Origin of the sequence: Burkholderia ubonensis, assembly GCF_001718695.1 — a bacterium.
In the GTDB taxonomy this organism is placed as follows: domain Bacteria; phylum Pseudomonadota; class Gammaproteobacteria; order Burkholderiales; family Burkholderiaceae; genus Burkholderia; species Burkholderia ubonensis_B.
Genome location: NZ_CP013420.1, coordinates 1,813,127 through 1,834,525 on the forward strand (window position 1 = coordinate 1,813,127; position 21,399 = coordinate 1,834,525).

At 68.6% G+C, this 21,399-nt stretch carries 15 protein-coding genes and 1 pseudogene; 9 read left to right on the forward strand and 7 right to left on the reverse strand.

All coding sequences use genetic code 11. The features are described from left to right. Positions 1 to 41 precede the first annotated feature (41 nt). The 4 genes and pseudogenes from WJ35_RS31790 to recG all read right to left on the reverse strand — a co-directional run bounded on the left by WJ35_RS31790 (position 42) and on the right by recG (position 6,402). Positions 42 to 206 (reverse strand): hypothetical protein, encoded by a 165-nt coding sequence (locus WJ35_RS31790; protein ID WP_088580152.1) that lies wholly within the window; start codon positions 204 to 206, stop codon positions 42 to 44. Between the two features lie 118 nt (positions 207 to 324). After that, positions 325 to 2,512, reverse strand: a pseudogene (gene katG / locus WJ35_RS08275) (catalase/peroxidase HPI). A gap of 492 nt (positions 2,513 to 3,004) precedes the next feature. Further along, positions 3,005 to 3,964, reverse strand: coding sequence for a LysR substrate-binding domain-containing protein (locus WJ35_RS08285; protein ID WP_010091417.1), 960 nt, complete (start codon positions 3,962 to 3,964; stop codon positions 3,005 to 3,007). Between the two features lie 125 nt (positions 3,965 to 4,089). Beyond that, positions 4,090 to 6,402: an ATP-dependent DNA helicase RecG gene (gene recG / locus WJ35_RS08290; protein ID WP_060236198.1), complete on the reverse strand. Its 2,313-nt coding sequence runs from the start codon at positions 6,400 to 6,402 to the stop codon at positions 4,090 to 4,092. A 160-nt stretch (positions 6,403 to 6,562) separates the two neighbouring features. Here recG and queA point away from each other — a divergent pair, with 160 nt between their 5' ends. The 5 genes from queA (at position 6,563) to secF (ending at position 12,626) form a co-directional block, all read left to right on the forward strand. Beyond that, positions 6,563 to 7,627: a tRNA preQ1(34) S-adenosylmethionine ribosyltransferase-isomerase QueA gene (gene queA, locus WJ35_RS08295; RefSeq protein ID WP_060236200.1), complete on the forward strand. Its 1,065-nt coding sequence runs from the start codon at positions 6,563 to 6,565 to the stop codon at positions 7,625 to 7,627. Between the two features lie 112 nt (positions 7,628 to 7,739). Then, positions 7,740 to 8,927 carry a tRNA guanosine(34) transglycosylase Tgt gene (gene tgt, locus WJ35_RS08300; protein WP_069239027.1) on the forward strand — a complete coding sequence of 396 codons (1,188 nt, stop codon included), beginning with the start codon at positions 7,740 to 7,742 and terminating at the stop codon, positions 8,925 to 8,927. 271 nt (positions 8,928 to 9,198) lie between these two features. Continuing rightward, positions 9,199 to 9,525: a preprotein translocase subunit YajC gene (yajC, locus tag WJ35_RS08305; protein WP_010091397.1), complete on the forward strand. Its 327-nt coding sequence runs from the start codon at positions 9,199 to 9,201 to the stop codon at positions 9,523 to 9,525. A gap of 106 nt (positions 9,526 to 9,631) precedes the next feature. Then, the gene (gene secD, locus WJ35_RS08310) at positions 9,632 to 11,659 is read left to right on the forward strand and encodes a protein translocase subunit SecD (protein WP_069239028.1); all 2,028 of its coding nucleotides are present in this window, start codon (positions 9,632 to 9,634) and stop codon (positions 11,657 to 11,659) included. A 16-nt stretch (positions 11,660 to 11,675) separates the two neighbouring features. Then, positions 11,676 to 12,626, forward strand: coding sequence for a protein translocase subunit SecF (gene secF / locus WJ35_RS08315; protein ID WP_010091395.1), 951 nt, complete (start codon positions 11,676 to 11,678; stop codon positions 12,624 to 12,626). A gap of 326 nt (positions 12,627 to 12,952) precedes the next feature. Here secF and WJ35_RS08320 read toward each other — a convergent pair whose 3' ends face one another. The 3 genes from WJ35_RS08320 to WJ35_RS08330 form a co-directional block, all read right to left on the reverse strand. Beyond that, positions 12,953 to 13,546 (reverse strand): YceI family protein, encoded by a 594-nt coding sequence (locus tag WJ35_RS08320; protein ID WP_069239029.1) that lies wholly within the window; start codon positions 13,544 to 13,546, stop codon positions 12,953 to 12,955. Positions 13,547 to 13,628: 82 nt separating this feature from the next. Then, the gene (locus tag WJ35_RS08325; RefSeq protein WP_069239420.1) at positions 13,629 to 14,189 is read right to left on the reverse strand and encodes a YceI family protein; all 561 of its coding nucleotides are present in this window, start codon (positions 14,187 to 14,189) and stop codon (positions 13,629 to 13,631) included. 8 nt (positions 14,190 to 14,197) lie between these two features. Next, positions 14,198 to 14,758 carry a cytochrome b gene (locus WJ35_RS08330; protein ID WP_069239030.1) on the reverse strand — a complete coding sequence of 187 codons (561 nt, stop codon included), beginning with the start codon at positions 14,756 to 14,758 and terminating at the stop codon, positions 14,198 to 14,200. A 253-nt stretch (positions 14,759 to 15,011) separates the two neighbouring features. Between WJ35_RS08330 and WJ35_RS08335 the strand changes: the two genes are divergently transcribed. The 4 genes from WJ35_RS08335 to WJ35_RS08350 all read left to right on the forward strand — a co-directional run bounded on the left by WJ35_RS08335 (position 15,012) and on the right by WJ35_RS08350 (position 21,356). Further along, a complete protein-coding gene (locus WJ35_RS08335) occupies positions 15,012 to 16,301 on the forward strand; it encodes a paraquat-inducible protein A (protein ID WP_069239031.1) in 1,290 nt (429 codons plus the stop codon). After that, positions 16,294 to 17,913, forward strand: a complete 1,620-nt coding sequence (locus WJ35_RS08340) for an intermembrane transport protein PqiB (RefSeq protein ID WP_069239032.1) — start codon at positions 16,294 to 16,296, stop codon at positions 17,911 to 17,913. The genes WJ35_RS08335 and WJ35_RS08340 overlap by 8 nt, the downstream gene beginning before the upstream one ends. Continuing rightward, positions 17,910 to 18,650, forward strand: coding sequence for a PqiC family protein (locus WJ35_RS08345; protein ID WP_069239033.1), 741 nt, complete (start codon positions 17,910 to 17,912; stop codon positions 18,648 to 18,650). Before WJ35_RS08340 ends, WJ35_RS08345 begins: the two co-directional genes overlap by 4 nt. Positions 18,651 to 19,232: 582 nt before the next feature. Then, a complete protein-coding gene (locus WJ35_RS08350; RefSeq protein WP_060236213.1) occupies positions 19,233 to 21,356 on the forward strand; it encodes a site-specific recombinase in 2,124 nt (707 codons plus the stop codon). Positions 21,357 to 21,399 lie beyond the last annotated feature (43 nt).

Sequence of the window (21,399 nt, forward strand, 5' to 3'; positions counted from 1 at the left end):
GGATCGTGATCGGCCCCCTCGAGCGAAACGGGTTCGCGCGCTCAACCGGCCGCGACGGCGGCGACGTGGTGCAGCGCCTGCGCGACCAGCACGGCCGCGCCGCCGCCGGCGATCGCGAAGCCGACGAAGCGCCGCAGCGCGGCCGCAGGCGCGCGCGTCACCGGCGCGGCGAGCGCGACGCGCATATCCATCATCAATTGCGTCATGATCGTGACTCCTTCAAACAGAACGACAAAATCCATCCGTCAGACGAAAACGGCCGGTCTCGCGACCGGCCGTTTCCCCGTTACCCGCCGTCAGTGCGTCGACAGCGAGGCGTCGCGATTACGCGAGGTCGAAGCGGTCGAGGTTCATCACCTTGTTCCAGACCGCGACGAAGTCGCGCACGAACTTCTCCTGCGCATCCGCGCTGCCGTAGACCTCGGCCAGCGCCCGCAGCTGCGAGTGCGAGCCGAACACCAGGTCCACGCGCGTGCCGGTCCACTTCACCTTGCCCGTCGCGCGATCGCGCCCTTCGAACACGTCGTTGTCGGCCGACACCGGCTTCCACTCGGTGCCCATGTCGAGCAGGTTCACGAAGAAGTCGTTGGTCAGCGCCTCCGGCCGGTCCGTGAACACGCCATGCGCGCTCTGCCCGAACGTTCGCGCCCAGCACGCGCAGCCCGCCCAGCAGCACCGTCATTTCCGGCGCGCTCAGCGTCAGCAGCTGCGCCTTGTCGACCAGCAGCGCCTCGGCCGGCACCCGGTACTTGCCCTTCAGGTAGTTGCGGAAGCCGTCCGCGTGCGGCTCGAGCACCGCCATCGCGTCGACATCGGTCTGCTCCTGCGACGCATCCGTGCGGCCCGGCGCGAACGGAACCGTCACCGTCTGGCCTGCGTTCTTCGCCGCCTGCTCGACGCCCGCGGCGCCGGCCAGCACGATCAGGTCCGCGAGCGACACCTGCTTGCCGCCCGTCTGCGCGTCGTTGAACGCGCTGCGGATGCCTTCGAGCGTCGCCAGCACCTTCGCGAGCTGCGCGGGCTGGTTCGCTTCCCAGTCCTTCTGCGGCGCGAGGCGAATGCGCGCGCCGTTCGCGCCGCCGCGCTTGTCGGAGCCGCGGAACGTCGACGCCGACGCCCACGCGGTCGACACCAGCTGCGACACGGACAGGCCCGACGCGAGGATCTTGCCCTTCAGCGCCGCGACGTCGGCGTCGTCGATCAGCTCGTGGTCGACGGCCGGAACCGGGTCTTGCCACAGCAGCGCCTCGGCCGGCACTTCCGGGCCGAGATAGCGTGCGCGCGGGCCCATGTCGCGGTGGGTCAGCTTGAACCACGCCCGGGCGAACGCGTCGGCGAACTGGTCCGGGTTCTCGTAGAAGCGCCGCGCGATCTTTTCGTACGCCGGATCGAAGCGCAGCGACAGGTCGGTCGTCAGCATCGTCGGCAGGTGCTTCTTCGACGGATCGAATGCATCCGGAATCACCGCGTCGGCGCCCTTCGCAACCCACTGGTGCGCGCCGGCCGGGCTCTTCGTCAGCTCCCATTCGTAGCCGAACAGGTTCTCGAAGAAGTTGTGGCTCCACTGCGTCGGCGTGGTCGTCCACGTGACTTCCAGCCCGCTCGTGATCGCGTCCTTGCCCTTGCCGGTGCCGTAGCTGCTCTTCCAGCCGAGCCCCTGCTCCTCGATGGCCGCAGCCTCCGGCTCGGCGCCGACGTTCGACGCGGGGCCAGCGCCGTGGGTCTTGCCGAACGTGTGGCCGCCCGCGATCAGCGCGACGGTTTCCTCGTCGTTCATCGCCATCCGCGCGAAGGTCTCGCGAATGTCGCGCGCCGCGGCGATCGGGTCCGGGTTGCCGTCCGGGCCTTCCGGGTTCACGTAGATCAGGCCCATCTGCACGGCGGCCAGCGGGTTCTCGAGATCACGGTCGCCCGAGTAGCGGCTGTTCGGGCCGCCGCTCAGTTCCAGCCAGATCTTCTCCGAACCCCAGTAGACGTCGTCCGGCTCCCACGTGTCCGCGCGGCCGCCCGCGTAGCCGAAGGTCTTGAAGCCCATCGATTCGAGCGCGACGTTGCCGGCGAGGATCATCAGGTCGGCCCACGAGATGTTGCGGCCGTACTTCTGCTTGACGGGCCACAGCAGCCGGCGCGCCTTGTCGAGGTTGCCGTTGTCGGGCCAGCTGTTGAGCGGGGCGAAGCGCTGCTGGCCGCCGCCCGCGCCGCCGCGGCCGTCGCCCGTGCGGTACGTGCCGGCGCTGTGCCACGCCATGCGGATGAACAGGCCGCCGTAGTGGCCGAAGTCGGCCGGCCACCAGTCCTGCGACGTGGTCATCAGCGCGCGGAGGTCCTGCTTGAGCGCCGCGAAATCGAGCTTCTTGAATGCCTCGGCATAGTCGAAATCCGCGTCCATCGGATCGGACACCGACGCATGCCGGTGCAGGATGTTCAGGTTCAGCTGCTCGGGCCACCAGTCCTTGTTCGACGTGCCGCCGGCCGCCGTGTGGTTGAACGGACATTTCGATTCGGTCGACATGCTTTTCTTCTCCATTGTTTGCTCGTAGGCCCCCACGTGCCGTGGCGCGGTCAGTGAAGCATTGCGGGGGATAAGACGGAACAGGCTCGTACACCTGTGTTGCTATCGGATGTCGTGCGTCGTGGCCGCAGCGCGGCTGGCCCGCCGATCCTGCGCGGCGGCTCTCATCCGCCGTACGCGCGGTCCGCGAGATACGCATACGCGAGCGGGCCCAGGCTGCGGGCCGCGGCCCGCGCACGATTGACGACTTCATCGCGCAACGGCATGTTCCGCCGCGCGTGCTCCAATACCGATCGCATCATGACATCCTCCCCTGACCCTTGCACCCAGCGTGCAGACCGCGTTTGACCGGCCTGCTGCATCCATGTCGACCATTCTATTTTCATCTATCGACATTTTGAATTTGATAACTTTTATCTATGCGATAGGGAAAAATAAACGGGGCCTCGGAACCCCGTTCATCGGCCGGCGCACGGCGTACGCCACGTGTGCTCAGTTCATCGTCGCCGGCATGTCGAGCTTTGCGACGCCCGGCAGCTCGCACGCGGCGATCGCCTCGCTGATCGCGTCGATCGCGGGCATCCGCGTGAAGCTCTTGCGCCACACGAGCACGACGCGGCGGTCCGGCACCGGCTCGTTGAACGGCACGTACGACAGCAGCTCGGCGTCCGGGCCGTTCGCGCGCGGGCCGATCTCGGCGACCGACATCCGCGGCAGCACGGTGATGCCGACACCGCTCGCGACCATGTGGCGGATCGTTTCGAGCGACGAGCCCTCGAAGGTCTTCTGGATGCCGTCGGCCGTCTGCGAGAAGCGCATCAGTTCGGGGCACACGCCGAGCACGTGGTCGCGGAAGCAATGGCCGTTGCCGAGCAGCAGCATCGTTTCCTGCTTCAGGTCCTCCGCGTCGATCTGGTTGCGCTTCTCCCACGGATGCCCGGCCGGCAGCGCGACGACGAACGGCTCGTCGTACAGCGGCCGCACCATCAGCCCCGTTTCCGGGAACGGCAGCGCCATGATCGCGGCGTCGATCTCGCCCTGCTTCAGCAGTTCGAGCAGCTTGAGCGTGTAGTTCTCCTGCAGCATCAGCGGCATCTGCGGCACCCGCTGGATCATCTGCTTGACGAGCGTCGGCAGCAGGTACGGCCCGATCGTGTAGATCACGCCGAGCCGGAACGGCCCGATGAGCGGGTCCTTGCCCTGCTTCGCGATCTCCTTGATCGCGAAGGTCTGCTCCAGCACGCGCTGTGCCTGCGTGACGATCTGGTCGCCGATCGGCGTGACGCTCACTTCGCTCGCGCCGCGCTCGAATATCTGTACGTTGAGCTCGTCTTCCAGCTTCTTGATCGCCACCGACAGCGTCGGCTGGCTCACGAAGCACGCTTCGGCCGCGCGGCCGAAATGCCGTTCGCGCGCAACCGCGACGATGTATTTCAGTTCAGTCAGTGTCATTGCGGGTCAATCAAATATATACAGGCGATAGGTTTATTTTATACACCCTGTGGTGCCGGTTCGCCAAGTTTCTCCGCATCCTGACGCGCGAAACGGCGCTTTTAAATCCGGCCCTCAATCCGCCATCACGCTTTCAGGTACTGCTCGCGCGCGCCGAGCCAGCGCGCGAGATGCTGCGTGACGACGTCCGGGTACGCGGCGATCAGCCGCGCCGCCGCTTCGCGGGCCGGCTCGATCAGCCAGCCGTCGGTTTCGAGGTTCGCGAAGCGCAGCATCGCGGCGCCCGACTGGCGCGCGCCGAGGAATTCCCCCGGCCCGCGGATCTCGAGGTCGCGCCGCGCGATCTCGAAGCCGTCGGTGGTCTCGCGCATCGTCTTCAGCCGCGCGCGGCCCGCGAGCGACAGCGGCCCGCTGTACAGCAGCACGCACACCGACGCCGCGGTGCCGCGCCCCACCCGGCCGCGCAGCTGGTGCAGCTGCGCGAGGCCGAAGCGCTCCGCGTGCTCGATCACCATCAGCGACGCGTTCGGCACGTCGACGCCGACCTCGATCACCGTCGTCGCGACGAGCAGCTGCACCTCGTTGCGCGTGAACGCGTCCATCACCGCCGCCTTGTCGGCGGTCGACAGGCGCCCGTGCACGAGGCCGACCTTCAGCTCGGGCAGCGCGGCGACGAGCGTCTCGTAGGTTTCGACGGCCGTCTGCAGCTGCAGCGTCTCGCTTTCCTCGATCAGCGGGCAGACCCAGTAGACCTGGCGGCCCGTCAGCGCGGCCTCGCGCACCCGCGCGATCACCTCTTCGCGCCGCGCGTCGCCGACGAGGCGCGTCAGGATCGGCGTGCGGCCCGGCGGCAATTCGTCGATCGTCGACACGTCGAGATCCGCGTAGTAGGTCATCGCGAGCGTGCGCGGGATCGGCGTCGCCGACATCATCAGCTGGTGCGGCTGGAAGCCCTGCGCGCCGTCCGCGGCGTTGGCGGCCTTCGCGCGCAGCGCAAGGCGCTGCTCGACGCCGAAGCGATGCTGCTCGTCGACGATCACGAGGCCGAGCCGCGCGAATTCGACCGCGTCCTGGATGATCGCGTGCGTGCCGATCACGAGCTGCGCGGTGCCGAGCGCGGCGGCTTCGATCGCCGCGCGCTTTTCCTTCGCCTTCAGGCTGCCCGCGAGCCACGCAACCGACACGCCGAGCGGCTCGAGCCAGCCGCGCAGCTTGCGCGCATGCTGCTCCGCGAGGATTTCGGTCGGCGCCATCAGCGCGGCCTGGTAGCCGGCGTCGATCGCCTGCGCGGCCGCGAGCGCCGCGACCACGGTCTTGCCGCTGCCGACGTCGCCCTGCAGCAGGCGCTGCATCGGGTGCGGCAGCGTCAGGTCGTGCGCGATCTCGTCGACGACGCGCGCCTGCGCGCCCGTCAGCGTGAACGGCAGCGCCGCGTAGAGCCGCGTCGTCAACGCGCCGGCGTCGCCCGCCGCGCGGCGCGGCATCGCGGGCGCGGCGCGCGTGCGGCGCTCCTCGTGCGCGCGCTTGAGCGACAGCTGCTGCGCGAGCAGCTCGTCGAACTTGATGCGCGTCCATGCGGGATGCGAGCCGTCCATCAGCGCGGGTTCGTCGGAGTCGACGCCCGGGTGGTGCAGGATTCGCACGGCGTCCGCGAGCGACGGCACGCCGAGCGGCTTCAGGTACGCACGGTCGATCTCGGGGGGCAGCAACTCGGGCAGCGGCGTGCGCTCGACCGCGTTCTCGATCGCCTTGCGCAGGTACGCCTGCGACACGCCCGCCGTGCTCGGATAGACGGGCGTGAGCACCTGCGGCAGCGGCGCGTGCTCGTCGACGACCCGCACCGCCGGATGCACCATCTCCATTCCGAAGAAGCCGCCGCGCACGTCGCCGCGCACGCGCAGCCGCTGGCCGACGGCCATCTGCTTGACCTGCGAGCCGTAGAAATTCAGGAAGCGCAGCACGAGCTGCGCGCCGTCGTCGTCCTGGATCTTCACGACGAGCTGGCGGCGCGGCCGGTATGCGACCTCGTTGTCGAACACGACGCCTTCCGTCTGCGCAATGCCGCCGGGCAGCAGCTCATCGATCGGCGTGAGCGTGGTCTCGTCCTCGTAGCGCATCGGCAGGTGCAGCACGAGATCGATCGAGCGCGTGAGGCCGAGCTTCGCGAGCTTGTCGGCGGTCTTCACCGGCTTGTCGGCCGCGGCTTTCTTGCGCTTCGGCGCGGCCGGCTCAGGCGCGGACGCCTCCGATGCGGCAGGCTCGGCCGTCACGTCGGGCGCGGCCGCCGCCGGCTGCGCGAGCCGGCCGTCCGCGCCACGACGCGGCGCCGCGCGGCGCGCCCCCGTGCGGGGCGCGGGCGGCGCGGCCTCGCCCGCGTCGAACGGGTCGGCGGGATCGTCAACGGCGGCGGCGGTGGAACGGCGTGGTGACACAGGCATCGGATCGGCAGAGGGCTTCGCAAGTACAATAGCGGCTTTCACGTCGTCCGAACGAGCGACGCCGGCCAAGCCGCGACTCCGCCATCATAGCGGCTCGCGCGCCCCATTTACGCGTTTTAGCCTATCGGCAGCGCGCGCCGGCCGCTTCGAACCAGCCCGCATGCTCACGCTTTCCGATTTCGATTTCCATCTGCCGCCCGAGCTGATCGCGCAAACCGCGCTGCCCGACCGCACCGCGAGCCGCCTGCTCGAGGTCGACAACACGGTCGTGCCGGCCCGCCTCGTCGATCGCCGTTTCGCCGAGCTGCCGTCGTGCATCGCGGCCGGCGACCTGCTCGTGTTCAACGACACCAAGGTGCTGAAGGCGCGCTTCTTCGGCCACAAGGCGAGCGGCGGCAAGGTCGAGGTGCTGATCGAGCGCGTGACGGGCACCCGCACCGCGCTCGCGCAGATCCGCGCGAGCAAGTCGCCCGGGCCCGGCACGACGCTGACGCTGGCCGACGCGTTCGACGTGACGGTCGGCGAGCGCGTCGAGCCGTTCTTCACGCTGCATTTCCCGGCGCCGTGCCTGACCCTGATCGAGCAGTACGGCCGCCTGCCGCTGCCGCCGTACATCGAGCACGACCCCGACGCGACCGACGAGACGCGCTACCAGACCGTCTACGCGAGCAACCCGGGCGCGGTCGCCGCGCCGACGGCCGGCCTGCACTTCGACGAGCCGCTGCTCGCGAAGCTCGACGCGATGGGCGTCGAGCGCGCGACGCTGACGCTGCACGTCGGCGCGGGCACGTTCCAGCCGGTGCGGGTCGACAACCTCGCCGAGCACAAGATGCACAGCGAGTGGTACGAATTGCCGCAGTCGCTGGTCGACAGGATCGCCGCGACCCGCGCGCGCGGCGGCAAAGTGATCGCGGTCGGCACGACGTCGATGCGCGCGCTCGAAGCCGCGGCGCGCGACGCCGACGCCGCGGGCCGTCCGCTCGCCGCGACGCAGGCCGAGACCGACATCTTCATCACGCCCGGCTACGCGTTTCGCGTGGTCGACCGGCTCGTGACCAATTTCCACCTGCCGAAATCGACGCTGCTGATGCTCGTTTCGGCGTTCGCGGGCGTGGAGACGATCCGCGCCGCCTACCGGCACGCGATCGACGAGCGCTACCGCTTCTTCAGCTACGGCGACGCGATGCTGCTCACGCGGCGCAGCGCGCCGGAGGCCGGCGCGTAAGTGTCGCGCGGCGCGCTACAGTGCGCACATCCGATTTTTACCCGCCGCCGGTATCCCGGTGGCGCACTCAACATGCGCCGAACTGTTTTTCGGTTGCAAGGAGCCCAATGCGATGACCGAAGGTCCCTCCCACGATCACGATACGCACGCCCACATCCGCCCGCACAACGGCCTGAAATTCGACCTGCTGACGACCGACGGCCACGCGCGGCGCGGCCGCGTGACGCTCAATCATGGCGTGGTCGAGACGCCGATCTTCATGCCGGTCGGCACCTACGGCACCGTGAAGGCGATCCAGCCGCGCGAGCTGCACGAGATCAAGGCCCAGATCATCCTCGGCAACACGTTCCACCTGTGGCTGCGCCCGGGCCTCGACACGATCGACGCGCACGGCGGCCTGCACGGCTTCATGGGCTGGAACAAGCCGATCCTGACCGATTCCGGCGGCTTCCAGGTGTTCTCGCTCGGCGACCTGCGCAAGATCACCGAGGACGGCGTCACGTTCGCGTCGCCGATCAACGGCGACAAGCTGTTCCTGTCGCCGGAAGTGTCGATGCAGATCCAGAAGGTGCTGAACTCGGACATCGTGATGCAGTTCGACGAGTGCACGCCCTACGCGACCAACGGCGTGCCGACCACGCACAAGGAAGCGGCCGACTCGATGCGGATGTCGCTGCGCTGGGCGAAGCGCTCGCTCGACGAGTTCAACCGGCTCGGCAACCCGAACGCGTTGTTCGGGATCGTCCAGGGCGGGATGTTCGAGGACCTGCGCGACGAATCGCTCGCGGGCCTCGCCGAGCTGGATTTCCACGGCCTCGCGATCGGCGGGCTGTCGGTCGGCGAGCCGAAGGAAGACATGATGCGGGTGCTGCGGCACGTCGGCCCGAAGCTGCCCGCGCACAAGCCGCACTACCTGATGGGCGTCGGCACGCCGGAGGACCTCGTCGACGGCGTCGCCAACGGCATCGACATGTTCGACTGCGTGATGCCGACCCGCAACGCGCGCAACGGGTGGCTGTTCACGCGCTTCGGCGACGTGAAGATCCGCAACGCGACGCACAAGAATTCGCTGAAGCCGCTCGACCCGAGCTGCGCGTGCTACACGTGCCAAAACTTCTCGCGCGGCTACCTGCACCACCTGCACCGCGTCGGCGAGATCCTCGGCGCGCAGCTCAACACGATCCACAACCTGCACTACTACCTGCAGCTGATGAGCGAGATCCGCGAGGCGATCGAGACGCACACGTTCGACGCGTTCCGCCAGCGCTTCGCGGAGGATCGCGCGACCGGGGTCGACTGAACGGACGGCGCGCCGGCCGTGCATGCGCGCGGCCCGTATCACGACCGGCATAACAGCCCGTATCGCAGCCCGTATCGCAACCCGTTTCGCGCGCCGCAACCGGCAGTCGCGGCCGGCGAATATTACAATCAGCTTTCCAGACGCGCGACAGCGGTGCCGGTTCGTGCTTTAACAGCTTGATCCCAAAGCGCATTTGCCGTGCCGTCGCAGCTTGGGGCCGGTGGTAGAATAACCGGCTTAATTTTCGATCTTCCCTTACGGAGAGACCAACGTGCCGTTCATTTCCAATGCCTTCGCGCAAGGTGCCGCGGGTGGCGCCGAATCGAGCCTGATGAGCTTCCTGCCGCTCATCCTGATGTTCGCCGTGCTCTATTTCATCATGATCCGCCCGCAGATGAAGCGCCAGAAGGAGCACCGCAACATGCTCTCGGCCATGGCCAAGGGCGACGAGGTCGTCACGAGCGGCGGGCTCGTCGGCAAGGTGACGAAGGTGTCGGAAGCCTACATCGGCGTCGAGATCGCCGAAGGCACCGAAATCACCGTGCAGAAGGCCGCTGTCACGACCATTCTGCCGAAGGGCACGATCAAGTCGCTGTAAGCCCTGGTCCGAGCGTCCGGCTCCCCGCGCCGCGCCCGCCCGAGAAGCGGGCCGACGCGGCGCCGGACGCGACGCTTTCAAGCCAACTATCCCGTTCGGCCCCCTCATGAATCGTTACCCAATCTGGAAATATGTCGTGATGGTCGTGGCGCTCGCCATCGGCTTTCTGTACACATTGCCCAATTTCTTCGGCGAAGCGCCGGCGGTGCAGGTGTCGAGCGGCAAGGCCACGGTCAAGCTCGACTCGGCGACGCTGAGCCAGGTCGAAGCCGCGCTGACGGCCGCGCAGATCAAGCCGGACGACGTCACCTTCGAGAACACGGCCGCCAACGCGAACATCCGCGTGCGCCTGAAGGACACCGATACGCAGCTGCGCGTGAAGGACCTGCTGCAGAAAGCGCTGAACGCCGACCCGAGCGATCCGCAGTACGTCGTCGCGCTGAACCTGCAGAGCGCGTCGCCGCGCTGGCTGACCGCACTGCACGCGCTGCCGATGTATCTCGGCCTCGACCTGCGCGGCGGCGTCCACTTCCTGCTGCAGGTCGACATGACGGGCGCGCTGACGAAGAAGCTCGATTCCGACGCGTCCGACGCCCGCACGCTGCTGCGTGACAAGAACATCCGCGACGGCGGCGTGAGCCGCGTCGATCAATCCGTCGTCGTCAACTTCAGCGATCCGCAGACGGCCGAAGACGCCCGCAAGGCGCTCGCGTCGTCGGTCACCGAGCTGCAATGGGCGACCCAGCCCGGCGGCGGCGGCGTCCAGGTGGTCGGCACGTTCACGCCGGCCGTGCAGAAGGCCGTCGAAGACGCGGCGCTCAAGCAGAACCTCACCACGCTCCACAACCGGGTCAACGAGCTCGGCGTGTCGGAGCCGATCCTGCAGCAGCAGGGCAGCGACCGCATCGTCGTCGAGCTGCCGGGCGTGCAGGACACCGCGAAGGCGAAGGACATCATCGGCCGCACCGCGACGCTCGAAGCGCGCCTCGCCGATCCGATCAACACGCACCCGAACCCGAACGACCCCGTGCCGCCGGGCGAGGAACTGTTCACGCAGGGCAACCAGGCGCCCGTGCTGCTGAAGAAGGACGTGATCTTCACCGGCGACCGCATCATCGACGCGTCGGCCGGCTTCGACGAGCACCAGCGCCCGTCGGTCAACATCCGCCTCGACTCGGCAGGCGGCCGCGCGGTGCGCGCGGTGTCGCGCGAGAACATCGGCAAGCCGATGGCGATGGTGCTGTTCGAGAAGGGCAAGGGCGAGGTGCTGACCGTCGCGACGATCCAGTCGGAACTCGGCGACCGCTTCCAGATCACCGGCCAGCCGACCCCGCAGGCCGCAGCCGACCTCGCGCTGCTGCTGCGCGCCGGCTCGCTCGCCGCGCCGATGGACATCATCGAGGAACGCACGATCGGCCCGAGCCTCGGCGCCGACAACATCAAGATGGGCGTGCACTCGGTGATCTGGGGCTTCGTCGCGATCGCCGTGTTCATGATCCTGTACTACATGCTGTTCGGCATGATCTCGGTGATCGGCCTGTCGGTGAACCTGCTGCTGCTGGTCGCGGTGCTGTCGCTGATGCAGGCGACGCTGACGCTGCCCGGCATCGCCGCCATCGCGCTCGCGCTCGGCATGGCGATCGACTCGAACGTGCTGATCAACGAGCGCGTGCGCGAGGAACTGCGCGCCGGCCACCCGCCGCAGCTCGCGATCCAGGCCGGCTACTCGCACGCGTGGGCGACGATTCTCGACTCGAACGTCACGACGCTGATCGCCGGCCTCGCGCTGCTCGCGTTCGGCTCGGGCCCGGTGCGCGCGTTCGCGATCGTGCACTGCCTCGGCATCCTGACGTCGATGTTCTCCGCGGTGTTCTTCTCGCGCGGGCTCGTCAACCTCTGGTACGGCGGCCGCAAGAAGCTGAAGTCGCTCGCGATCGGCCAGGTGTGGAAGCCGGAAGGCGCGACCGCCGGCGCCGCCGCGTCGTTCGACGCCGCCGACGAAGCGACCGACACCGCGCGCGCCGCGAAGCTCGCCGCGCCCGCGAAGGGCAACGCGCCGCGCACCGGCAAGCCGCAATTGCGCAACCGTGCGCAGGCCGGCCTGCCGCCGAAGAAACCGGGCTCGACCCAATAAGGCCCCGGAGACGATCATGGAATTTTTCCGCATCCGTAAAGACATCCCGTTCATGCGGCACGCGCTGGTGTTCAACGTGGTCTCGCTGGTCACGTTCCTCGCCGCCGTGTTCTTCCTGCTCCATCGCGGGCTGCACCTGTCCGTCGAGTTCACCGGCGGCACGGTGATCGAGGTCCAGTACCAGCAGGCCGCGCAGCTCGAGCCCGTGCGCGCGACGCTCGGCAAGCTCGGCTACGCCGACGCGCAGGTGCAGAACTTCGGCACGTCGCGCAACGTGCTGATCCGCCTGCAGCTCAAGCAGGGCCTCACGTCCGCGCAGCAGAGCGACCAGGTGATGACCGCGCTGAAGGCGCAAAGCCCGGACGTGACGCTGCAGCGCGTCGAGTTCGTCGGCCCGCAGGTCGGCCGGGAGCTCGCGACCGACGGCCTGCTCGCGCTCGCGTGCGTCGTGATCGGCATCGTGATCTACCTGTCGTTCCGCTTCGAATGGAAGTACGCGGTCGCCGGCATCATCGCGAACCTGCACGACGTGGTGATCATTCTCGGCTTCTTCGCGTTCTTCCAGTGGGAGTTCTCGCTCGCGGTGCTCGCCGCGATCCTCGCGGTGCTCGGCTACTCGGTGAACGAGTCGGTCGTCATCTTCGACCGGATCCGCGAGACGTTCCGCCGCGAACGCAAGATGAGCGTGCAGGAAGTGATCAACCATGCGATCACGACCACGATGTCGCGGACGATCATCACGCACACGTCGACCGAAATGATGGTGCTGTCGATGTTCTTCTTCGGCGGCCCGACGCTGCACTATTTCGCGCTCGCGCTGACGGTCGGCATCCTGTTCGGCATCTACTCGTCGGTGTTCGTCGCGGGCTCGCTCGCGATGTGGCTCGGCATCAAGCGCGAAGACCTGATCAAGGAAAAGAAGCTCGCGCACGATCCGGACGATCCGAACGCGGGCGCGCAGGTGTAAGCGCGTCGCTGCCTCGGCAAACGGAAAAGGCCGGTTCGCTCGAACCGGCCTTTTTGCTTGTGCGCGCCGCCCTGCTCCGCTTCACCGGAACCCGAACCGCCTGCGCAGCACGGGCAATCTCCTCGTCCTCGTTGTTCGTTCGCGTTCGCGCGGCGGCGCGGCCCGCGCGCCGCCGTCGACGGTTCGGGCGATTATAGACGGCCCGCCTGCGCTGCCTGCACGGCCGGCGCGCCGGCGGCGCGCAATAAAAAAACCGCCGCGCCCGGCAACGGAGCGCGGCGGTTTCCCGCAGGCGGCCGGCGCGATCGGCGCCGGCGCGGCCCGGCTTACTGCTTGGCGGCGTCCTGCTTGACCGCTTCTGCCGTGATCAGCAGCTTGGTCTGCATCTTGAAGCCGTACTGCTTGCCGTAGTCGAGGCCGAATTCGTCACGGCTGAACTCGCCCACCGCGTCGATGCCGCACACTTCGCGCTTGAGCATCGGGTGCGGCATGCACTTGAACGAATCGATCTTCAGCGTCAGCGGCTTGGTCACGCCGTGCAGCGTCAGGTTGCCGACCACTTCGGCCGGCTTGTCGCCCTTGAACTTCACGGTGCCCTTGTAGACCGCGTCCGGATACTTCGCGACGTCGAAGAACTCGTTCGTCTGCAGGTGCTCGTCGAGCTTCGTGTTGCCGGTGCTGATCGACGCGAGCTGGGTCGTCACGTCGACCGTGCCCGTCTTCGCGGCGCGATCGAGCGTCACCGTGCCGCTCGACTTGTCGAACTTGCCGCGCCACACCGACAGGCCGCCGAAGTGGTCGGCCTCGAAGCTCGGGTACGTGTGGGTCGGGTCGAACTGGTACGTCGACACGTCGGCGAACGCCGGGAACGACAGGGCTGCGGCGAGCGCGCCCGCCGCGATCATCAGATGCTTTTTCAACTTTTTCTCCTTGGAACGGCGCCGCGCGCTTGCGCGGCATTCGGGTGAGGCACGTGATACGGGTGATGCGGGACCCCGCCGCTTACTTCGTCGCGACGAGATGGAACTTGATCTGCACCTCGTCGGCGACGATCGACGTGTCCTTCCATTCGCCGGTGCCGACGTTGAACGCCGAGCGCTTGATCGGCAGCACGCCGTCGAAGGCCTGCGTCGCGCCGCTCTGCGTGACGGTGACCGGCACGGTCAGCGTCTCGGTCTTGCCCTTGATCGTCAGCTTGCCGGTCACGTTGTACTTGTTGCCGCCGGCGGGCGCGATCGCGGTCGACTGGAAGGTCGCCTGCGGGTACGCCTTCGCGTCGAACCAGTCCTTGCCGGCGACCTGGTCGTTGTACATCTTGTCGCCGAGGTCGTAGCTCGCGATGTCGATCGCCACCTGCGCGCTGCCCTGCGCGGCCTTCGCGGGATCGAACTTGATCTGCGCGCTGAATTTCTTGAACACGCCTTCGGTCGGCACGTTCATCTGCTTCGACACGGCGGACACCTTGCTTTTCGCCAGATCGACGTCGGCATGCGCGGCGCCCGACGCGGCGAACGACGCCGCGGCGAACGCGGCCAGCACGGAGCGGGAGAAAGACACTTTCATGGGATCCTTCATTTGGCAGAGGGGAGCATCCGCGACAGCAGGCCGTCGCGGTCCAACAACTGATGCTTGACCACCGCGAGCACGTGCAGCGCGACGAGCGCAAGCAAAATGTAATTCAAGGACACGTGGAGCGTCTTGAAGGTTTCCTTCAGCGCCGGGTCGGGATCGATCAGGCGCGGCAGCGGCACGATGCCGAGATACACGACCGGGATGTTCGATGCGGAGCTGTACAGGTAGCCCGTCACCGGGATCACGATCATCAGCACGTACAGCAGCATGTGCACGCCGTGCGCGGCGATGCGCTGCAGCGCCGGCATGCCCGCGGGCGCCGGCGGCGGCACGTGGGTCGCGCGCCACAGCACGCGCACGGCGGCCAGCGCGAACACGGTCACGCCGATCCACTTGTGCCACGAGAAATACTTGAGCTTCGTCGGCGTGAAGCCGGGGATGTCGGTCATCACCCAGCCGAGCGCGAAGCCGCAGACGATCAGCAGTGCGATCAGCCAGTGCAGCGCGATCGCGGTGCTCGTATAGCGGGCCGGTGCGGCCGGCAGCGAATTCGATGCCATGGATTCCTCAATTCAGCGAACGGCCGCGCCATCAATCGTCCGGCGCATGCCAAGGGCGCCATGCTACCGCAACCTTTCTCGACGCGCGGACTCTGAGGACAGGCACGCCAGCCGGCTGTCACGTTCGCGCCATGTTACCGGCCGGTCACCGCGCGCCCGGGCATTGACACCGCCGAAAAACCGATTTGGTAAGATTGGCGCGGGTTCCGGCCCCGCCGACGCGTGTCCCTGCCGTCGCTCAACCGCTTTCCCCATGCATCGAAACGACCTGATTGCCTGCCACGAATGCGACGCACTGTTGCACAAACCGCGTCTTAGCGGTCGCGACGTCGCGCATTGCCCGCGCTGCGACGCGGTGCTCTACCGCAGCAGCTCGGCCCAGCTCGAGCGGATCTGCGCGCTCGCGCTCGCAGGGCTGATCACGTTCGTGATCGCGCAGGCGTTCCCGATCCTCGAGATGGACGTGAACGGCAACCGCGTGCAGACGACGCTGCTCGGCGCGATCGAATCGCTGTGGCGCCAGGACATGGCGCTCGTCGCCGTGATGGTGTTCTGCTCGACCGTCTTGTTTCCGCTCGTCGAGATGGCCGCGCTGCTGTACCTGCTGTTCCCGATGCGGCGCGGGCGCGTGCCGCCCGGGTTCAACTTCGTGCTGCGCGCGATCCAGCTGGTGCGCCCGTGGGGGATGATCGAGGTGTTCATGCTCGGCATCATCGTGACCATCGTCAAGATGGTCTCGCTCGCGCGCGTCGTGCCGGAAGCCGCGCTGTTCGCGTTCGCCGCGCTGACGCTGATGATCGCCGTCGTGCTGATGTTCGACCCAGCGGCTGTGGGACATCGCCGACGAGCTGCGCGACGGGCCCGGCGACGACGAAGCGCCGCTGCCGGAGGCGCCCCGCCGATGACGACGCCGACCGCCGCCCGCGAGGGCCTCGCCAGCTGCCATACGTGCGGGCTCGTGCAGCCACTTGACCGCACGCGCACGCATGCGCACGCGCACTGCGCGCGCTGCGGCGCCGCGCTCCATTTCCGCACGCCGAACAGCATCGCGCGCACCTGGGCGCTGCTGCTCGCCGCCGCGATCCTCTACATTCCGGCGAACCTGCTGCCGATCATGCGCACGTCGTCGCTCGTCGGCGCTCAGCAGGACACGATCATGAGCGGCGTCGTCTATTTCTGGACCTCGGGCGAGTGGCCGCTCGCCGTCGTCGTGTTCGTCGCGAGCATCCTCGTGCCGATGCTCAAGCTCGGCGTGCTCGTGATCCTCGTGATCAGCGCGCAGCGCCGCTCCGCGTGGCGGCCGCTGCAGCGCACGCGCCTGTTCCGGATCGTCGAGCGCATCGGCCGCTGGTCGATGCTCGACATCTTCGTCGTGACGCTCACCGTCGCGCTCGTCCACTTTCGTTCACTGGCCGTGATCACGGCCGGCCCCGGCGCGCTCGCGTTCGGCTCGGTCGTGATCCTCACGATGCTGGCGTCGATGCAGTTCGATCCCCGCCTGATCTGGGATCCTGTCGAAAACTCAGGGAAACACCATGAATAGTCCGCAAGGCCCGCAGCACGACCGGCCCCGGCCACCCGATCCGGCGATCTCGACGAAAAGCGGCTGGCTGCCGTCGCTCGTCTGGCTCGTGCCGCTGGTCGCCGCGCTGATCGGCATCGGCCTCGTGATCAAGTCCGTGCGCGAGCGCGGCCCGGAAATCACGATCAGCTTCCGCAGCGCCGAGGGCCTCGAGCCCGGCAAGACCCAGGTCAAGTACAAGGACGTCGAGATCGGCATCGTCAAGACGATCACGCTGTCGAAGGACCTGGCGCGCGTGCTGGTCGACGTGCAGCTCAAGAAGGAGGCCGAGGACTTCGCGGTCAAGGGCTCGCGCTTCTGGGTCGTGCGTCCGCGGATCGGTGCGACCGGCGTGTCGGGGCTCGGCACGCTGCTGTCGGGCGCGTACATCGGCGTCGACGCCGGCCGCTCGCAGGAAGGGCAAACCGACTTCACGGGCCTCGAGACGCCGCCGCCCGTCACCGGCGACCAGAAGGGCACGCAGTACGTGCTGCGCGGCGCGTCGCTCGGCTCCGTCGACATCGGCTCGCCGGTCTACTACCGGCGCGTGCAGGTCGGCCAGGTGGTCGGCTTCTCGCTCGACAAGGACGGCACGGGCGTCACCGTCAACGTGTTCGTCAACGCGCCGTACGACCAGTACGTCGGCGTCAATTCGCGCTGGTGGCAGGCGAGCGGCGTCGACCTGCGGCTCGATTCGAGCGGCCTGAAGCTGAACACGCAGTCGCTCGCGACGGTGATCCTCGGCGGCATCGCGTTCCAGGCGCCGCCCGGCCAGGGCAGCGGCGCGGCCGCGCCGAACAACACGGTGTTCCACCTCGGCTCCGACGAGGCCGACGCGATGCGCGAGCCGGACGGCCCGCCGCTGCAGGTCGTGATGAACTTCAACCAGTCGCTGCGCGGCCTTGCCGTCGGCGCGCCGGTCGACTTCCGCGGCATCGTGCTCGGCGAAGTCACGAACATCGGCATCGACTACGATCCGAAGGCGAAGAACTTCACGATGCCGGTGACGATGAACCTCTATCCGGAACGGCTCGGCCGGCGCTTCCGCGAAACGATCGAGAGCAAGGGCGAGGCCGCCCGCCGCGGGATCGTCGAGCGGCTCGTCGAGCGCGGGCTGCGCGGCCAGCTGCGCACCGGCAACCTGCTGACGAGCCAGCTCTACGTCGCGCTCGACTTCTTCCCGAAGGCAACGACCGCGAAGATCGACCCGTCGCGCCAGCCGCTCGAGCTGCCGACCGTGCCGAACGAGCTCGAGGAGCTGCAGGTGGTGGTCGCCGACATCGCGAAGAAGCTCGGCAAGGTGCCGTTCGACCAGATCGGCGCGAACCTGAACAGCACGCTCGCGAACGCCGACAGGCTGTTCAGGCAGCTCGACACGCAGGTCGCGCCCGAGGCGCGCGACACGCTGTCGGCCGCGAAGCAGACCTTCTCGGCCGCCGAGGCGACGCTGCAGCAGGATTCGCCGCTGCAGTCCGACGTGCGCGGCGCGCTGAAGGAACTCACACGCACGCTGCAATCGCTGAACGCGCTCTCGGACTATCTGGAGCGCCACCCCGAATCGCTGCTCAAGGGCAAGCCAGGAGACAAGCAATGACGACACGCGTGAACGGATTCGCGAGCGGCGCGGCGGTGGTTCTCGCCGCGCTGGCGCTCGCCGCGTGCAGCTCGCCGCCCGCGCGGTTCTATACGCTCACCCCCGCCGACGCGGCGCTCGCGGTGCGTACGGCGCCCGCCAACCCGCCGTTCCTGATCGAGGTGCCGTCCGTCGGCGTCCCCGAGCAGGTCGCGAAGAACCAGCTCGTCGTGCAGAAGAACGCCGCGCAGGTCGACGTGCTCGAGCTGGAACGCTGGGCGTCGCCGCCCGCCGACGAGATCCGCCGCGCGCTGTCCGACGACCTCGCCGCGCAGCTCGGCACGATCGACGTCGTGAATTCCGCGTATCCGGCAGGCGTGCCCGTGTACCGGGTCAGCGTCAACGTGCAGCGCTTCGAGTCGTGGCCGGCCAAGCGCGCGGCGATCGACGCGGTGTGGAGCGTGCGCGCGGTCGGCACGCAGGTTGTGATGACCTGCCGCACGAGCGTCGCCGAGCCGGTCGGCGACGGCTACGACGCGCTCGTCGCCGGTCATCGGCGCGCGCTCGACGCGATCGCGACGCAGGCGGCCGCCGGCGTGCGCGCGCTGGCCGCGCGGCGTGGGGTGGCGGCGAGTGGAGCGAGCGCGGTGGCAGGCGGCAAGACGACGGTCGCCGCGACGGCCGTGCCGGTCGTGCCCTGCCCGGCCAATCCGGCGCCCGGCGGCGACGCAGGCGCGACCGGCAAGTCGGGCGCGTAAGCCGGCGGCGGGGTGCGCGTGGATGCGAGCGCATGGGGGGTGTGGGTGCGTGGCTCGTATGGACGTATGGGGTGTGTAGCCGCGTCGTTCGTGTCGTTCGTGAAGCTCGCGGAGTCCATATCGCCCGTGTCGCTCACTGCGTAACCCGTCTGGTCCGCGCGTCCCCTGTAACTCGTCCGGCCCACCTGACCCGGTAACCCGTTCCAGCAGCATCACCGATCACGACCGCCGGCCGCACCGCCCACGCCCGATCTCTGCCATCGCCCGCCTCGCCTCGCTCGTCGAAATCGGCAAAAACCGGCGTCACGCAACGCGGTCAGCTTGCCTTTTCGCGGCCAATTGACGATCCTACGCTGTCCCCGACCCGCGCCGCCTGTCGTGCGGGCCAGCCGATGGCGCACCGCCCCGGTCCGACCGACCGCCGCGCGAGCGCAGGCCCGCGACGGCCCACGCACGGCGCGTGGCGACCGTCCGCCCATCGTCCGGCTTGCCCGACCCGCGTCACCGTTGCCCTCGGCGCCGCGCCGCGTTTCCGGCCGGCATCCCGAACCCGCCCACCCGTGGGCTTTCGCTATTCCGTTTATGTTCCGTTCCCTGACGACCCTGATCAAGAAGTGGCGCGCGTCGCGCAGTGCGAGCCACCAGCTCGACGCGCTGCTGGCGCACGCCGACGCCGACGCGCCCTACGCCGAGCGCAGCGAATGGCTGATCGAGCTCGCGCACTGGCTGCGCCGCAGCGGCGCGATGCAGGCCGCGGCGCAGGACGCCGCCGAACGCGACGACGACGCGCGCACGTTCCCCGCGCATGCGCGGCTGCGCTACCTGTTCCACGTGCTCGACCGCAACCCGGCGTGGAAATCGCATGCCGCGCGAATCCTGCGCGGCATCCTGCGCGAATGCGACGGCATCTCGCTGCTGTGCGACGCCGGCATGCCGGTGCACTCGGGCTTCTTCGGCGCACTGTTCGAGCGGCTCGACTCGTCGATGATCCCGCCCGCGCCGAACCGCCGCGAACTGTCCGCGCTGTTCACGCTGATGTTCCCGGCGCCGGAAGATGCCCAGTGGATCGGCGCGCTGCCCGACGACCTGCTCGCGCGCCTCGCCGCGCTGCTGTCGTTCGACGTGACCGACGACGAGCGTCACGAGCCCGGCTCGCTTTCTCGCGACCTGCTCGCGGCGCTGCACAACCTGACCTGCCAGATCAGCTCGACCGGCCTGTCGCAGACCGTGCGCAGCCGCCTGTCCGACGACGACGCGCCCAAGCCGCTCGAAGCGCAGCCGTTCTACCGGCTGACGGGCGCGATGCTCGCGGTCGAATCCGCGCACGCCGCGGTCGAGGAAGGCGGCGCCCCGAGCAAGCTGCTGCACGAGGTCAACTACCTGCGCGTGCTGCTCGACGAATGCCGGATCGCGGTCGACGACGTGTTCGCGCACCTGTACCGCAACGGCGTGTCGGTCGACATCGTGTTCCAGGTCGAGCGGATGCGGATGCGCATCCAGCGCGCGGAAATGCTGCTGAACGCGTGGATGGCGCGCGACGACCTGCGCGGGACCGCGCGCCTCACGGCCGAGCTCGTCGATGCGAACCAGAACAGCCAGAGCGTGTCGCACCTCGTGCGCAGCAATTTCTCGCTGTTCGCGCGCAAGCTCGTCGAGACCAACGCGGACACCGGCGAGCACTACATCACGCGCGGCCGCGCCGAGTACCTGAAGATGCTGCGGATGGCCGCGGGCGGCGGGCTCGTCACCGTCGCGACGGTCTGCCTGAAGTTCGCGGTCACCGGCGCGCACCTGCAGTCGATGCTCGAAGGGCTGCTCGCCGGCGTCAACTACGCGGCGAGCTTCATGGTGATGCACTTCCTGCACTTCACGCTCGCGACCAAGCAGCCGGCGATGACCGCGCCGACGCTCGCGCGCGAGCTCGACGGCACGACCCACGACGACGGCGTGAAGCATTTCGTGTCGTCGGTGATCGCGCTGATCCGCACGCAGGCGGCGGCGATCTGCGGCAACGTGCTCGTCGTGCTGCCGGTGTGCCTGCTCGTGCAGCTATTCGCGGGCGGCGTGCTGCATGCGAACCTGATCTCGGCGCAGAAGGCGCATGCGACGCTGCAGTCGTTCTCGCTGCTCGGCCCGACGCCGCTCTATGCGGCGCTCACGGGCGTGCTGCTGTGGTCGTCGAGCCTGCTCGCCGGCTGGGCGGACAACTGGTTCGTGCTGCATCGGGTCGGCGACGCGCTCGCGTACAACCGCCGGCTGCGCCTCACGCTCGGCGCGGCCGGCGCGGCCAAGCTCGCGCATTTCTGCCGCTCGAACGTCGCCGGCGTGGTCGGCAACGTCGGCCTCGGCCTGATGCTCGGCCTCGTGCCGGCGATCGTCACCGCCGTCGCGTTTTCGTTCGAGGTGCGTCACGTGACGCTGTCCGCGGGCTCGATCGGCATCGCGCTCGGCGTGCTCGGCAAGGACACGCTCGGCTCGCCCGAGCTGTGGTGGGCGGCGGCGGGCGTGCTCAGCATGGCGATCCTCAACGTCGCGGTGAGCTTCGCGCTCGCGTTCACGATGGCCGTGCGCTCGCGCAGCCTGCGGCCGACCAAGGTGCGCGCGCTCGTCGCCGCGATCGGCCGGGCGGTGCTCGCGAATCCGCTCGTGCTGGTCTGGCCGGCAGCCGGCGCGACGGCCCGCACGGGGCAGTCGGGGTCGCACTGAGCGCGGCGTGCGGCGCGGCCCGCTGGGTCGGGCCGCACGCAGC